Origin of the sequence: Sphingomonas psychrolutea, from assembly GCF_014636175.1 — a bacterium.
Taxonomy (GTDB): domain Bacteria; phylum Pseudomonadota; class Alphaproteobacteria; order Sphingomonadales; family Sphingomonadaceae; genus Sphingomonas; species Sphingomonas psychrolutea.
Genome location: NZ_BMDW01000003.1, coordinates 207,414 through 221,698 on the forward strand (window position 1 = coordinate 207,414; position 14,285 = coordinate 221,698).

Genomic DNA, 14,285 nt, shown 5'->3' on the forward strand with positions numbered 1-14,285 from the left:
CACGTCAAGGAACAACCCTTCCCATCACGCGTATCGCAGCGATGGACGATTGCATCATCATCGGTGCCGGCCCCGCCGGCCTTACTGCGGCGATCTATCTGGCGCGCTTTCACCTTTCGATCCGGCTGTTCGATTGCGGCAGCAGCCGCGCCGCGCTGATCGCGCGGACACATAACCATGCCGGCTATCCCGGTGGGATCAAGGGCATCGATCTGCTCGCGCTGATGCAGAAACAGGCCGAGGAATTTCATGCTGTGCGCGAGCAGGTCAAGGTCGCTGCGATCGACATCGACGGCGAAGGCTTTGTCGTCCGCGCCAACGGCAAGGCTTTCCCGACTCGCACGGTCTTGCTCGCCACCGGCGTCGTCAACACCCGTCCGGACATGCCGCGCGACGAACACGATGCCGCGCTCGCGCGCGGGTTGATCCGCTATTGCCCGATCTGCGACGGTTATGAGGTGACCGACAAGCGCGTCGGGGTAATCGGCACGGGCGATCACGGTATGCGCGAGGCGCTGTTCCTGCGCGGCTTCACCAAGGACGTCACGCTGATCGCCCCCGGTGCCGCGCACGATCTCGACGAAGCCTGTCACGCCAAGCTGGACGACGCCGGGATTGCGCATGTCGATGGCCCGTGTGCGGCGATCGCGATCGACGGCGATCAGATGAAGATCGACACCGCCGCGGGCACGCTACGGTTCGACAGCATCTATCCGGCGCTCGGCTCGGTCATTCGCTCGGAACTCGCGGTTGCAGCAGGCGCGCGTGCAACTTCCGAGGGCTGCCTCGAAGTCGACGATCATCAACGCACCAGCGTCCGCGGCCTGTTTGCGGCCGGGGATGTGGTGAAGGGGCTCGACCAGATCAGCCACGCGATGGGCGAAGCCGGGGTCGCCGCGACCGCGATCCGCAATTTGCTCGCTGAACGCGCACCGCTGCGGCGTTAGGAGCTGCAACCGCCGCAACCACCCCCACCGCCACCGTCGCCGCCGCTACAACCGCAGCTGCTGCCGCTATCGCCGCTGACCGACCCATCGCCGCCACTCGCAGCGCGTAGCCTGTGGTAATCACCCCAGGCCGATCCGCTCAGCACCGTCGTCCCGAACAAGGCCACCGCAAGACCAGTCTCGGTGGCAACCGGCGCGCGGCGCAGGCGCTCCGATCCCGAGCGCGCGGTCTCGAGCGCCGCCAGCCCACTCCGCGTGCGTCGATCGACCACGACAAAGCGGATGAGCGCAAAAAGAGCGGTTAACACCAGCAAGACGGTTAGGAACCCCACCGGGCGGCCACGCATCACCCCGATGTCCCATTTGATCGCGCCGAACGCCAGCAGCAGCAGGTAAGGCAAAGTCTGGAACAGGCGGAGTTCCCACGCGATGAGGTCTTCGAGCAGCAAACCGGCGCGGCGCAGCGCGTCCTCCGTGGCGGGTGCCGTGCTGGTGGCGGCGCGCTGCAGGTTCGCGAGCGTGACCGGCGACGACAGCCGCAAGATCGCGCGTTCCGCCGCAGTCTGGCCTTGTACTCCGGGCACGATCCGGAAATTTCCTTTATCCTCCAAAACCAGCGCTCCCGCCGCCAGCAACCGCGCAACCGCCGCATCGGTCAGTCGCGTCGCCCTGCCCGCCAGATAGGCCAATTGATCGACATCGTTCGTGCGTCCAGGCCCACCCTCGGGCCGCAGCCGGCGCGGGATCGCCATCCCCGCGACCACCGCCGCGAGCAAAAGTACGCCATACAGCGCGAGAAACGCGCCACCGGTCAGGTCGAAAGGTCCGAGTCCCATGCTCACCTCCACCACCACAGCAGGACCGCGCCGAGGACCATCCCTGTCGCGACCAGCCAAAAAATTCGTAGCGCGCCACGGGTGATCAGCACCCCGTCGCGCGGATGCACCCGGCGTGCGCGCGGATCGTCGATCAGGCGACGCTGCGCATCGGGCCACAGATCGGCCGGAGCCAGGCCGAACACGGCCTCATAACTCCGCAGCGTCTGCGCATACTGCTCGAAGAAACGCCCCTGCTCGGCGCTACCGCCCGCGGTCGGGCCATGATGCAGCGCGCGCCCAAGCACATCGGGGCAGAACCGCTCCCAATAATCGCGCGTGTACGTCAGATGCAGGTGCCACGCCTGGTCGACCGCATCCGGTGGCGTGACCGGGTGCGGTGCCGTCACTGCGAGGAAGCAAAAGCGGCGATACTCCTCGATTACGCGCTCGGCATGAGCCGCGCTCCAGCCATTTTCGCGCGCCAGCCGCGCCGCAAAAGAGAGCGCCGCGCCGTCGGGACCGATGCTGTAATGGGAGAGCGCGCGCCACACCGGGTGGTCGAGCGAGACAACAAAAGGATCGGGCGATCCGCGCATCTGAACTCCCACTAAAATAATGGGAGTTATTTGTCAAGCCGTCGCGCTACTCGATCCAGGCGGCATCGAGCACGAGCCGTACGTCATTCCACTCCGGCACAGCCTCGACCCGCATCGGCACCATGAAGCGCTTGCCGGGTTTCCCCTCCGCCCTGTCGCGCTCGATCTCGAGCACGTCGCCCGCGCCGAAATCATCGATCGCGACGACCCGGCCGATCGCTTCGCCCGCGCTCGACACGACCGCGAGCCCGAGCAGATCGGCGTGATAATATTCGCCCTCGGCGAGCGGCGGGAGCGCCGCGCGCGGCACGGTCAATTCAGTGCCGCGCAGCGCCTCGGCGGCGTTGCGATCGGTCACTTCAGCGATCCGCGCGATCATGCCGTTGCTGCCATGGCGCACCGATTTCAACGACAACGTGCCGTTATTGAAGGTCTTGTAGAGCCCAAGGTCATCGGTGAAGACCTTGAGGCGAACCTCCCCCGTCACGCCGTGCGCGCCGATGATGACGGCAAGCGTGACGGAGGAATTCTGTGGCATCAGCCGTTTGCCGGCGTTTCTTCCGACGTCGCTTCGGCGACGGCTTCGGCTTCCGGGGTCGGTGCTTCGGTTGCGGCTTCTACTTCGGCAGCGACGACGACCTCGGCCTCTTCATTGCTCTCAGCAGCAGGTGCTTCTTCGGCGACCGGCTCGGGCGCGGCAGCAGCGGCTTCAGCGGCAGCAGCCGCCTCGGCAGCGGCAGTTGCCTTGGCTTCTTCCGCGGCGGCAGCAGCAGCAACCTTGGCTTCTTCTGCGGCAGCAGCGGCTGCGATCTTGGCTTCTTCGGCGTCATCCAGCTTCTTCTGGCGCTCTTCGACGCGCTCAGTCGCCTTCTCGCCGGGCTTGCCCTTGTTCGGGTTGCTGCGGGCCGCACGCTCGCGCACGCCAGCGACGTCGAGGAAGCGCGCGACGCGGTCGGTCGGCTGGGCGCCGACGCCGAGCCAATAGGTCGCACGCTCGCTGTCGAGCACGACGCGCTTGGCATCATCCTTGGCAAGCAAAGGGTTGTAGGTGCCGATTTTCTCGATGAACTTGCCGTCACGTGCGCTGCGCGCATCCGCAACGACGATGCGGTAATACGGACGCTTCTTGGAACCACCGCGCGAGAGGCGAATGCTGACTGCCATTTTTACTTCCTTGTTTTGATACGTTGATTTGGTTGAGTTATTTCTTGTTGAGCAAATTTTCGAAGCCCGGCGGGAGCTTGGTCTGGCCGCCGCCGAGGCCGGGAAGGCCACCACCGCCGCCGCTGAGCATCTTGGCCGGGTCGATCCCGCCCATTCCACCCATGCCGCCGCCGCCCATTCCGCCGCCACCGCCGAACATCTTGGCCATGCCAGCGAGGCCGCCCATCTTCTTGATCTTCTTCATCGCGCCAGCCATTTCCTGGTGCATTTTGATCAATTTGTTGACGTCCTGAACCGTCGTGCCCGATCCCTTGGCGATCCGGATCTTGCGCTTGGCGTTAAGCAATTCGGGCTTGCGGCGTTCCTTGGGCGTCATCGACGTGATCATCGCGTCCATCCGCAGCAGCACCTTCTCGCCACCGACCGCATCGACTTGCGCCTGCGCCTTCTTCATGCCGGGGATCATCCCCGCCAGCGCACCGATCCCGCCCATCCGCCGCATCTGCGTGAGCTGCCCGCGCAGATCGTCCATGTCGAACAGCCCCTTCTGGAGCCGCGCCGCCATCTTCTCGGCATCTTCAACCTGGATCGCCTCGGCCGCGCGTTCGACCAGGCCGACCACGTCGCCCATGCCGAGAATGCGGCCCGCAACGCGCTTCGGATCGAACGCTTCCAGCGCGTCGAGCTTTTCGCCCATGCCCGCAAACTTGATCGGCTTGCCGGTCACCGCGCGCATCGACAGCGCCGCACCACCGCGCGCATCGCCGTCCATGCGGGTCAGGACGATGCCAGTCAGCGGCACCTGATCCGAGAAGTTCTGCGCGACGTTGACCGCGTCCTGCCCGGTCAGCGCATCGACCACGAGCAAGATCTCAGTTGGCTTGGTCACCTCGGCGACGGCGCGCATCTCGTCCATCAACGCCTGATCGACGTGGAGACGACCCGCGGTATCGAGCATCAGCACGTCGAAGCCCTGCAGCTTCGCCGCCTGCACCGCGCGCCGCGCGATATCGACCGGCTGCTGGCCCTTGACGATCGGAAGCGTCTGCACGTCGGCTTGCGTGCCGAGCACCGCCAGCTGTTCCTGTGCATTCGGGCGGTTGACGTCGAGCGACGCCATCAACACCTTCTTGCCCTGCTTCTTGGCGAGCCGCAGCGCGATCTTCGCGGTCGAGGTCGTCTTGCCCGACCCTTGCAGGCCAACCATCATGATGATCGCCGGCGGGGTCACGCCGAGCTCGAGTTCGACCGCATCCGCGCCGAGCATCTCGACCAGGGCGTCGTTGACGATCTTGACGACTTGCTGTCCCGGCGTGACCGAACGCAGGACGTTCTGCCCAACCGCAAGCTCGGTCGCCTTGTCGACGAAATCACGCGCAACAGGCAGCGCAACGTCGGCCTCGAGCAACGCAACGCGCACTTCGCGCATCGCCGCGCGCACGTCGGCCTCGGTCAGCGCACCGCGCCCCCGCAACCGATCGAACACACCGCCAAGACGGTCGCTCAGGCTCTCGAACATCCGAAAAAACCTTTCCAAACACCCGCGCCGACACCGTAACGCAAAGAACGCCGGCGGACGAAACCTCGTCGGCCGGCGTAGCCCGATGGGCAGCCTTCACGATCCCGTGCAGGAACGCTCGGCCGAGTCATTAGCGCAAGCGAAGCAATTGCGCAACCATCCGGCTTAACGCGATCTACATCGCTGGCGTGGAAAGAGAGCACCTTGCAAGGGGTGGGGCAGAAAGTGGCATGATGGCCGAGATTCGATCGAGCGATACACGATTTGGCGATCCGGTCGCGCCGCCCCCGGGTGCGCCACGCAGCGACATCTTGAACGGGGCGATCACGGTCGCCGCAATCCTGATGTTCGTCGGGATCGGCAGCGCGGTGCTGTCGACCACGGTGCAGCATTATTTCAATGGTGGTGCCGGAACCGACCAGACGCTCGTCATCGCGCTGCTGCTGAATGTCGCGTTGATCCTGTTCGGCTGGCGACGCCACCGCGAACTGGCGCACGAAGTCACGATCCGCACCGCCGCCGAGGAACGCGCGCAACAGCTTGCGTCGAAGGACCCGCTAACCGGCTTTCTCAATCGCCGCAGCCTGGCAGAGGACGGTGCCGCCATGTTCGTCCGCGCACAATCGCGCGGCAAGGCGATGGCGCTGCTGATGCTCGATCTCGATCATTTCAAGACCGTAAACGACATGTATGGCCACGCCACCGGCGACGCCTTGTTGCAACAGGTCGCCGTAGAGATCGCTGAGTCGATGCCCGGCGTCGCCCTCACCGCGCGCTTCGGCGGAGACGAATTCGCCTGCGCCTTCCTGTTCGACCCCACCCACCCCGCAACCGTCGAGCGCATCGCTGAACAGCTCGTCAGCCGCCTTGCCCAGCCGTTCCAGGCAGACGGGCTGCAATTGCATATTTCAGCCTCGGTCGGGATCGCGCGATCGGATTTCGATTGCGCCAGCATCGATGCGCTGATGCGCTCCGCCGACATCGCCATGTATGCCGCGAAGAATTCGGGCCGCAACCGCTTTGCCTGGTTCGACCTGTCGATGGAACGCGAGTTGCAAGCGCGCAACGATCTCGAAGTCGGTTTGCGCCACGCCATCCCCCGCGCCGAAATCGTCCCTTATTTCGAACAGCAGATCGACCTGACGACCGGCCGCCTCAGCGGTTTTGAAGTGCTCGCGCGCTGGGATCATCCGACGCGCGGGCTGGTCGCCCCGGACGCGTTCATCCCGATTGCCGAGGAAACCGGCATGATCGCCGATCTCTCGCTATCGATCATGCGTCAGGCGTTCGTCGCGGCAAAGGATTGGGACGCCGCGCTGTCGCTTTCGGTCAATATATCGCCGTGGCAGTTGAAGGATGCGTGGCTCGCGCAGAAAATCATCAAGGTCCTGACCGAAACCGGCTTCCCCGCGAGCCGGCTCGAGATCGAGATCACCGAAACCGCGTTGTTCGACAATCTCGCACTCGCGCAATCGACCGTCGGAAGCCTCAAAAATCAGGGCATCCGCCTCGCGCTCGACGATTTCGGCACCGGCTATTCCTCGCTGGCGCATTTGCGCGCATTGCCGTTCGATCAGATCAAGATCGACAAGAGCTTTATCATGTCGATGGGTGAAAATAGCGAAAGCGCCGCGATCGTGACCGCGATCACGCGCCTCGGCGACAGCCTCAGCTTGCCGATTACCGCCGAGGGGATCGAGAATGCCAGCATCGAGGAACGCCTGCGCGCGCTCGGCTGTGCCAAAGGCCAGGGGTATTTATATGGCCGCCCGACCAGCATCATGAACACGCGGCGTTTGTTAGCGGAGCGGCGCCTGCTGGCGGTGACGGTGGTGGAGGCGGTCGAGACTGCGGAAACGCGGCTGGCGGGGTAAACCGCTCAGCCCTCCGCCCCCCCTGTCATCCCCGCATGGACTTCGCCCGCCCCCGCCCTTAGATCGCGGGCAATGTCCGGTCCGCATATCATCAGTCTGGGTTGTCGCCTGAACATCGCCGAAAGCGAAGCGATCCGCGCGCTCACGGCGGGGCGCGATAATCTGGTCGTGGTCAACAGTTGCGCCGTCACCAACGGCGCGGTTGCCGAAACACGCAAGGCCGTCCGCCGTGCGCGGGCCGATCATCCGGGCGCGCAAATCGTCGTCACCGGCTGCGCGGCGCAGATCGACCCCGTTGGCTTCGCGGCGATGCCCGAGGTCGACCGCGTCATCGGCAATGCCGAGAAATTGCTGCCCGAAGCGTGGCGATCAAACGATACGATCCTGGTCGGCGACATCATGCAGATCCGCGACACCGCGCCGCACCTTGCTCCGGCGTTCGGCGCGCACGCCCGCGCCTTTGTGGAAGTGCAGAATGGCTGCGACCATCGCTGCACCTTCTGCATCATTCCGTTCGGACGCGGCAACAGCCGCTCGGTTCCTGCCGGCGCGGTGATCGATCGCATCGCTGCGTTAGTAGAGGCTGGCCACCGCGAGATCGTGCTGACCGGCGTCGACTTGACCAGCTATGGTCCCGATCTTCCGGGCGCGCCGACGTTGGGGATGCTGGTCGAACGCATCCTCCGGCACGTCCCTGCGCTCGAACGCCTGCGCCTGTCCTCGCTCGACGGGATCGAGATTGACGATCGTCTGTTCGCGCTGCTGACGCAGGAAGCGCGCGTGATGCCGCACGTCCATCTCTCGCTGCAGGCGGGCAATGACATGATCCTGAAGCGGATGAAGCGCCGTCACGCGCGGGCCGAGAGCGTGACGCTGGTCGAGCGCCTGAAAACCGCGCGTCCCGACATCGCGATCGGCGCGGATTTGATCGCAGGCTTCCCGACCGAGGACGACGCGATGTTCGCCGACACGCTCGCGCTGATCGACGATTGCGACGTGGTCCATGCGCACATTTTCCCCTATTCGGAGCGCGACGGCACGCCCGCCGCGCGGATGCCGCAAGTGCCGGTGGCGTTGCGCAAGGCGCGCGCGGCGGCGTTGCGCGCGGCCGGTGCGCGGCGCAAGGCCGCGTGGCTGGCTGGGCTGATCGGCACCACCCAGACTGTGCTGGTCGAGCGTCCGGGAGACCGCGGCCATGCCGGGAATTTCGCGGAGGTGCGGTTTGAGACGGGCGCGGTCGGTAGCGTTCAAAACGTCCTGATCACCGCCACGACCGACACCCATCTCCTGGCGCCCTCCCGTCATCCCAGCGAAAGCTGGGACCTCCGCGAGGCGGAGGCGCGGTCCGAACCACGAGACCCCAGCCTTTGCTGGGGTGACGTAAAGGTAAAAACCCACGCATGACCCCAAGTTGGCACGAAAAACTCCTCGGTGGGTTCAAACGCACCTCGGATCGGCTGATCGGCAATCTCGCCGGTCTCGGCACCGGACCGCTCGACAAGACGACGCTCGACGAGATCGAGGACGCGCTGATCGCCTCGGACCTCGGCCCCGAAACCGCCGCGCGCATCCGTCAGCGCCTGTCGACGGGCGTGTTCGAACGCGACATGGAGGAACTCGGCATCCGCTTGGTCGTCGCCGAGGAAATCGAAAAAGTGCTCGATACGGTTGCCAAACCGCTTGAAATCACTGGCTTCCCGCGGCCGCACGTCATCCTCGTGATCGGCGTCAATGGCTCTGGCAAGACCACGACCATCGCCAAGCTCGCCCACCTGCTGAAGGAACAGGATTACGGCGTCATGCTCGCGGCAGGCGACACCTTCCGCGCCGCCGCGATCGGCCAGCTCGCCACCTGGGCCGAGCGCGCGGGCGTGCCGATCATCAGCGGCAAGGAAGGCGGCGATGCGGCGGGGATCGTCTATGAAGCCGTCAAGCAAGCCACCGCCACCGGCATCGACGTGCTGATCGTCGACACCGCCGGACGCCTGCAGAACAAGCGCGAGCTGATGGACGAACTCTCCAAGATCCGCCGTGTGCTCGGGCGGATCAATCCCGATTCACCGCACGACGTGCTGCTCGTGCTCGACGCGACCACCGGGCAAAATGCGCTCAATCAGATCGAAGTCTTCAAGCAGGATGCGGGCGTCACCGGACTCGTCATGACCAAGCTCGACGGCACCGCGCGCGGCGGCGTGCTCGTCGCGGCGGCCGAGAAATACGGCTTGCCGATCCACGCGATCGGCATCGGCGAGGGCATGGGCGATTTGCGCCCGTTCGATGCGAACGAGGTTGCGCGGATCATCGCAGGTGTAGAAGGCGTGCGGCGATGAGCATCTCCCCCTCCGCTAGGCCCCCTTTGGGGGCTGGTCAGCGCCTCGCGATCGATATCGGCCCGATCGCGATCTTCTTTCTGGTCAATTATCTGACGCCGGGGCTGGATCTCGTGAAGCTGCTTGCGGGCACGGCCGCGTTCATGATCGCGAGCATCGCCGCGATGATCTACTCGCTGATCCGCACCGGGCGGATTTCGCCGATGCTGTGGCTGACCGGCACACTGGTGCTCGTGTTCGGCGGGCTGACGCTGTATTTCCACAATAAGGACTTCATCCAGATCAAACCGACCGTCATCTATGCGATGCTGTCGGCGATTCTGGTATTCGGCCTCGCTACCGGGCGGCCCTTTCTCAGCCTGTTTCTCGAGGCCGCCTATCCGGGTTTAAGCGATGCCGGTTGGCGGCGGCTCACGATCAACTGGGCGGTTTTCTTCGCGTTTCTCGCGGTGCTCAACGAAATCGTCCGGCATGAATTCAGTTATGGTTTCTGGCTCGGTTTCAAACTGTGGGGGGTAATCCCGCTCACCGTGCTCTTCGCCTTCGCCAACATACCGATGCTGATGAAATACGGCTTCAGCGTGCAGGACGACGACGTTCCGATCCCGCCAGAAGGCTGAACGCACGCCATATCCTGGCGCTTTTATACCACCACCATCGATTTTATATCACCATCGTCGTTACGGATGCGCGTTCTGCTATGGCAACGCCTGTGATTGTGGAGCAGGAGCACCACATGAATAACCCCCGACCAAGAACGATCAGCCTGGTAATCCCGGCCTATAACGAAGAAGCCTATCTGCCCGCCTGCCTCGATGCGGTGTTGCGGAACGTGGCCGACAAGGCGCTGGAAATCATTGTCGTCGACAATAACAGCACCGATGGCACGAAGCAGGTGGTCGAACGCTACCCAACGGTCAAATATGTGTTCGAGCCGGTCAAGGGCATAACGCGCGCGCGCCAGCGGGGCTTGCTGAGCGCGACCGGGGATATCGTCGCTTATGTCGATGCCGACACGCTGCCGCCACCCGGCTGGATCGAGCAGATCGCGCGCAATTTTGCGGAGGACAGCAACCTTGCCTGCCTGTCAGGCCCGTACAGTTTTTACGATTTGAGCGGAATAAAAGACAAGATTTCGACCGGCTGGTTCGTAACAGCGCGGCCGCTTTATGCCCTGACCGGCTTTATGATGGTCGGCGGCAATTTCGCGATCCCACGCGAAACCCTCCACAAAATGGGTGGGTTCGACGACACGATCGAATTTTACGGCGAGGATGCCGATATCGCGAAACGCGCGAAAAAGTTCGGGAAAGTGCTGTTTTCGCCGTCGTTGGTAATGCCCACATCGGGACGACGATTGAAGAAGCAGGGCCTGCTCAAAATGGCGGGCCTGTATTTCATCAACTATCTGTCGATCGTGTTTCGCAGCAAGCCCGCGACACAGGGGTATCAGGATATTCGTTAGCCTGGCCGGAGACCGGGCATCCCTTCCCCGAAGGACCGGTGCGCTGGTGTGGGCTATCGCTTCGTAACAAACGAAAACATGAGCACGCTCAACGGTCGCGGCCCGCGTTCGCGCGTCTTGAGATCAATCGCAAAATAGTCGCTGGTGCGCCAGAAACTGGGATCGGTCACCACCACCCAAGTTCCCGCCGCGTACCCGGCTCCGGGCGCCGTGACCACCATCCAACGCTTCAAACCACGGTCCGGATAGCCATTCCACAGCCACTGCGACCAGTTCGGGCGTACTGGTACGCCATTCGGATGCCCGACATGGCGCTGCGTACCCGGCCCGCCGACCAGCGCATTGATGCGATCGGTCAGCATCGCAGGATCATGGCTACCAACCACCACAAGCGTGCAGCGCTGCTCAACCAGATGCTCGGGCAATCGCAGGGTTTCAAACTTGAGCAATAGCGTTCGGCCAGATGCCGGGTCGGTCAGCCCGAACGCCGGCACGTCCGGATCTGTGACATGGAATTGGGCGCGCGCATCGTCCTCTAGCGGGACCCAACTATGGTCGCGATCGGGTACCGCGAACCGCCGATTCGTGCGTACCGGATCGAAGCAAAGGCGCTGCAAATAGGCGACCGGTTCGAGCAAAGGCGGCCGTGGCCCGCGCCGTGCCCGCACAACGATATCCCCCACCTGGTCCTCGACCAGTGATGGCGGCGGGCCACTTTGCGCCAGCAACGGATTGGCGCAGAGCGCGAGCAAGAGACCCGAGAGGATCCGTCGCATCACGTCTGCGCCACCTATTCAGGCCGCCGTATCCTCGAAGCGCTTGCCGGCTTCATCCCAGTTCACGACATTCCACCACGCCTTCAAATAGCCGGGGCGGTCGTTCATATACGTCAGGTAATAAGCGTGTTCCCACACGTCGTTGGCGAGGATCGGCGTGCCCTTGTCCTTGGCATCGTCCATCAACGGATTGTCCTGGTTGGGGGTCGACACGACCTTCAGCGCGCCGCTGTCATCCTTGATCACCCACGCCCAGCCCGAACCGAACTGCCCGGCACCCTTGCCGTTGAAATCGTCCTTCAACTTGTCGAGGCCGCCATAAGCGTCGATCGCCTCGGCTAGCTTGCCCGACGGCTGCGTAGTGCCGGCCGGTGCCATGATCTTCCAGAAAAAGTCGTGATTCCAGAAACCACCGCCATTGTTGCGCACCAGCGGCGGCAACGTCGAGATCATCCCGAGGATTTCCTCGATCGTCTTGCCTTCCAGCTTGGGGTCAGCAGCGACGCCCTCGTTCAGCTTGGCAGTGTAAGCGGCGTGATGCTTGTCGTGGTGGAAAGTCATCGTCTCCTTCGAGATCGTCGGTTCCAGCGCGTCATACGCATAAGGCAGCGGGGGAAGTTCGAACGCCATGGGGTCTTCTCCTAAGATAACTCGAATAGGCAAACGTTGCGCCCAGCAAATGGGTCCGGTCGCGTCGTTACGCAACCGATTCTGCGGCTGCGCCTGAAATCAGGTTGTGACGCTTCAACGCGTGGCGCAACTGGTCGTAACTCAGCCCCAGCGCTTCGGCGGTCGCGCGCTGGTTGAAGCGGTTTTCGGCGAGCGCGCCTTGCAGCAATTCGTATTCGAAGCGCGCCAGGCGGGATTTGTAATCCATCGGTCCCGTCTCGGTCACGGTCGCCACGGGCACCGAAGCCACCTGCTCCGCCACCGCAACGGCCGCTGGCGTCGATGTGACCGGGCGATGCGGCGAATGGAACGGATCGAACTGGATCGCGTCGATCGGACCGTCCGCGTCCCAGCGATACACCGCGCGCTCCACCACGTTGCGCAATTCGCGGACGTTACCCGGCCATTGATACGCCATCAGCGCAGCCTCCGCCGCCCGCGTAAAGCCCGGCCACCCGTCGCGCTGCAGCTCCGATGCCATCCGCCGCCCGAAATGCTCGGCCAGCACCAGCACATCGTCGACCCGCGCACGCAAGGGCGGCAAGGTCACCACCTCGAAGCTCAGCCGGTCGAGCAAATCGGCGCGAAATTGATGCCGCGCGACCTTGTCGGGCAAATGCTCGTTGGTTGCCGCCACGATCCGCACATCGACCCGCATCGGCCGCGACGACCCGATCCGCGTCACCTCGCCATATTCGACCGCGCGGAGCAGCCGGTCCTGTGCCGCCATCGACAGCGTGCCGAGCTCGTCAAGGAACAGCGTGCCATGATGCGCTTCCTCGAACCGCCCTGCCCGCGCCTTGGTCGCGCCGGTAAAGGCACCCGCTTCATGCCCGAACAGCTCGGCCTCGATCAGCGTCTCGGGAAGTGCCGCGCAATTCATGATGACCAAAGGCTGATCCCAGCGCGGGCTCAGCCGGTGAAGACGCTCGGCAACGAGCTCCTTGCCGGTGCCGCGCTCGCCGATCACGAGCACCGGCCGGTCCAGCGCCGCTGCGCGGCTGGCGAGTTCGAGCGCGTCAAGGAACGCGCTCGATTGCCCAATCACATGATGCGTCCGCTCCATTCCCAAGGCTTGGCGTAAAATCCCAAGCCTTGACAAGTCGGATTTTCGTTCATCTGGCAGAAAGGCACGGAAATCCGCCATTTTTGAAACTGGCACGGCACATGCAAAGCTCTTGGTACAGCCCAATCGGGCCGCACATTTTCAAGCTAAGGAGACTCATCATGAATTCCGAATACAAATCGCAGAACAGCGTTTCACAAGTTCTGGTCGCGCTCGTCGCGACCGTCCTGCTCGGTTCGGTCGCGCTCGTCGGCGCGGTTGGCCCGGTCAACGCTGCCCCGATCCAGATCGCTGCCCAACCCCAGGGCTGAAGCGACGCCGGGGCGGACGCCCCCATTTCCGCCCCGGCACCAATTTTGTACCTCGAAGGAGTAAACCAATGGGCATCTTCAGCCGAACCCGCGATATCGTCGCTGCCAACTTCACCGACCTGCTCGACAAGGCGGAAGACCCCGCGAAAATGATCCGCATGATCATCCTCGAAATGGAGGAAACGCTGGTCGAAGTTCGCGCTTCTGCCGCGCGGACCATCGCCGATCAGAAGGAAATGCGCCGCCACATCAGCAAGCTCGGCAGCTTGCAGGAAAGCTGGACCGAAAAGGCCGAGCTGGCGCTGTCCAAGGGTCGCGAAGATCTCGCCAAGGCGGCGCTCGTCGAAAAGCAGAAGGCGGCCGATATGGCCGAACAGCTGAGCGGCGAGATTTCCGTGCTCGACGAGGCGCTGCGCAGCTCCGAGGAAGACATTGCCAAGCTGACCGGCAAGCTCCGCGAGGCGCGCACCCGGCAGAATTCGATCGCGACCCGGCTCGAATCGGCACAGAACAAGTTCAAACTGCGCGATCTTTATGCCGGCCCCAAGATGCACGAGGCGTTCTCACGCTTCGAGATCATGGAGCGCCGCGTCGACATGGCCGAGGGCCGCGCCGAAGTCGCCGGTTACGGTGCCCCGCCCAAGTCGCTCGACGAGGAAATTGCCGAGCTGAAGTCTGCCGAGAAGGTCGAGGCCGAACTGGCTGCGATGAAGGCCCGCGTCGGCCCAAGCACCGGGGGCAATGGTTGAG

Annotated in this window: 15 protein-coding genes and 1 pseudogene; 8 read left to right on the forward strand and 8 right to left on the reverse strand. The window is 63.8% G+C overall.

What is annotated here, in order from left to right:
- Window positions 1-41 precede the first annotated feature (41 nt).
- Entirely contained in the window at window positions 42-947 is a 906-nt protein-coding gene (locus IEV62_RS03790) for an NAD(P)/FAD-dependent oxidoreductase (protein WP_188445529.1), read from the forward strand.
- Here the strand turns inward: IEV62_RS03790 and IEV62_RS03795 are convergent.
- From IEV62_RS03795 to ffh, 5 genes and pseudogenes are all read right to left on the reverse strand, one after another.
- Window positions 944-1,783: a TIGR04222 domain-containing membrane protein gene (locus IEV62_RS03795; protein WP_188445530.1), complete on the reverse strand. Its 840-nt coding sequence runs from the start codon at window positions 1,781-1,783 to the stop codon at window positions 944-946. The two genes, IEV62_RS03790 and IEV62_RS03795, sit on opposite strands and share 4 nt — an antisense overlap.
- Window positions 1,784-1,785: 2 nt before the next feature.
- Complete coding sequence (locus IEV62_RS03800) at window positions 1,786-2,361, reverse strand: glycine-rich domain-containing protein (RefSeq protein WP_188445531.1); 576 nt, start codon at window positions 2,359-2,361, stop codon at window positions 1,786-1,788.
- A gap of 46 nt (window positions 2,362-2,407) precedes the next feature.
- Window positions 2,408-2,899, reverse strand: a complete 492-nt coding sequence (rimM, locus tag IEV62_RS03805) for a ribosome maturation factor RimM (RefSeq protein ID WP_188445532.1) — start codon at window positions 2,897-2,899, stop codon at window positions 2,408-2,410.
- A 158-nt stretch (window positions 2,900-3,057) separates the two neighbouring features.
- Window positions 3,058-3,525: pseudogene (gene rpsP / locus IEV62_RS18185) on the reverse strand (30S ribosomal protein S16); the annotation flags it as partial.
- A gap of 37 nt (window positions 3,526-3,562) precedes the next feature.
- Window positions 3,563-5,044, reverse strand: coding sequence for a signal recognition particle protein (ffh, locus tag IEV62_RS03815; RefSeq protein ID WP_188445534.1), 1,482 nt, complete (start codon window positions 5,042-5,044; stop codon window positions 3,563-3,565).
- A 230-nt stretch (window positions 5,045-5,274) separates the two neighbouring features.
- Here ffh and IEV62_RS03820 point away from each other — a divergent pair, with 230 nt between their 5' ends.
- From IEV62_RS03820 to IEV62_RS03840, 5 genes are all read left to right on the forward strand, one after another.
- On the forward strand, window positions 5,275-6,918 hold the full coding sequence (locus tag IEV62_RS03820) for a putative bifunctional diguanylate cyclase/phosphodiesterase (RefSeq protein ID WP_188445535.1): 1,644 nt from the start codon (window positions 5,275-5,277) through the stop codon (window positions 6,916-6,918).
- A gap of 72 nt (window positions 6,919-6,990) precedes the next feature.
- Window positions 6,991-8,322, forward strand: coding sequence for a tRNA (N(6)-L-threonylcarbamoyladenosine(37)-C(2))-methylthiotransferase MtaB (gene mtaB / locus IEV62_RS03825; protein WP_188445536.1), 1,332 nt, complete (start codon window positions 6,991-6,993; stop codon window positions 8,320-8,322).
- The gene (gene ftsY, locus IEV62_RS03830) at window positions 8,319-9,248 is read left to right on the forward strand and encodes a signal recognition particle-docking protein FtsY (protein ID WP_188445537.1); all 930 of its coding nucleotides are present in this window, start codon (window positions 8,319-8,321) and stop codon (window positions 9,246-9,248) included. The genes mtaB and ftsY overlap by 4 nt, the downstream gene beginning before the upstream one ends.
- A complete protein-coding gene (locus IEV62_RS03835) occupies window positions 9,245-9,868 on the forward strand; it encodes an inner membrane-spanning protein YciB (RefSeq protein ID WP_188445538.1) in 624 nt (207 codons plus the stop codon). Before ftsY ends, IEV62_RS03835 begins: the two co-directional genes overlap by 4 nt.
- A 116-nt stretch (window positions 9,869-9,984) precedes the next feature.
- Window positions 9,985-10,713: a glycosyltransferase family 2 protein gene (locus tag IEV62_RS03840; protein ID WP_188445539.1), complete on the forward strand. Its 729-nt coding sequence runs from the start codon at window positions 9,985-9,987 to the stop codon at window positions 10,711-10,713.
- 53 nt (window positions 10,714-10,766) lie between these two features.
- On the opposite strand, the gene IEV62_RS03845 is transcribed toward IEV62_RS03840, so the two are convergent.
- From IEV62_RS03845 to pspF, 3 genes are all read right to left on the reverse strand, one after another.
- Window positions 10,767-11,492 (reverse strand): hypothetical protein, encoded by a 726-nt coding sequence (locus tag IEV62_RS03845; protein WP_188445540.1) that lies wholly within the window; start codon window positions 11,490-11,492, stop codon window positions 10,767-10,769.
- 15 nt (window positions 11,493-11,507) lie between these two features.
- Window positions 11,508-12,119 carry a superoxide dismutase gene (locus IEV62_RS03850; protein ID WP_188445541.1) on the reverse strand — a complete coding sequence of 204 codons (612 nt, stop codon included), beginning with the start codon at window positions 12,117-12,119 and terminating at the stop codon, window positions 11,508-11,510.
- Window positions 12,120-12,186: 67 nt separating this feature from the next.
- Window positions 12,187-13,224 (reverse strand): phage shock protein operon transcriptional activator, encoded by a 1,038-nt coding sequence (pspF, locus tag IEV62_RS03855; protein ID WP_188445542.1) that lies wholly within the window; start codon window positions 13,222-13,224, stop codon window positions 12,187-12,189.
- Window positions 13,225-13,385: 161 nt separating this feature from the next.
- Between pspF and IEV62_RS03860 the strand changes: the two genes are divergently transcribed.
- The gene (locus IEV62_RS03860) at window positions 13,386-13,535 is read left to right on the forward strand and encodes a hypothetical protein (RefSeq protein ID WP_188445543.1); all 150 of its coding nucleotides are present in this window, start codon (window positions 13,386-13,388) and stop codon (window positions 13,533-13,535) included.
- A 68-nt stretch (window positions 13,536-13,603) separates the two neighbouring features.
- Complete coding sequence (gene pspA, locus IEV62_RS03865) at window positions 13,604-14,284, forward strand: phage shock protein PspA (RefSeq protein ID WP_188445544.1); 681 nt, start codon at window positions 13,604-13,606, stop codon at window positions 14,282-14,284.
- The last annotated feature ends 1 nt before the right edge of the window (window position 14,285 follow it).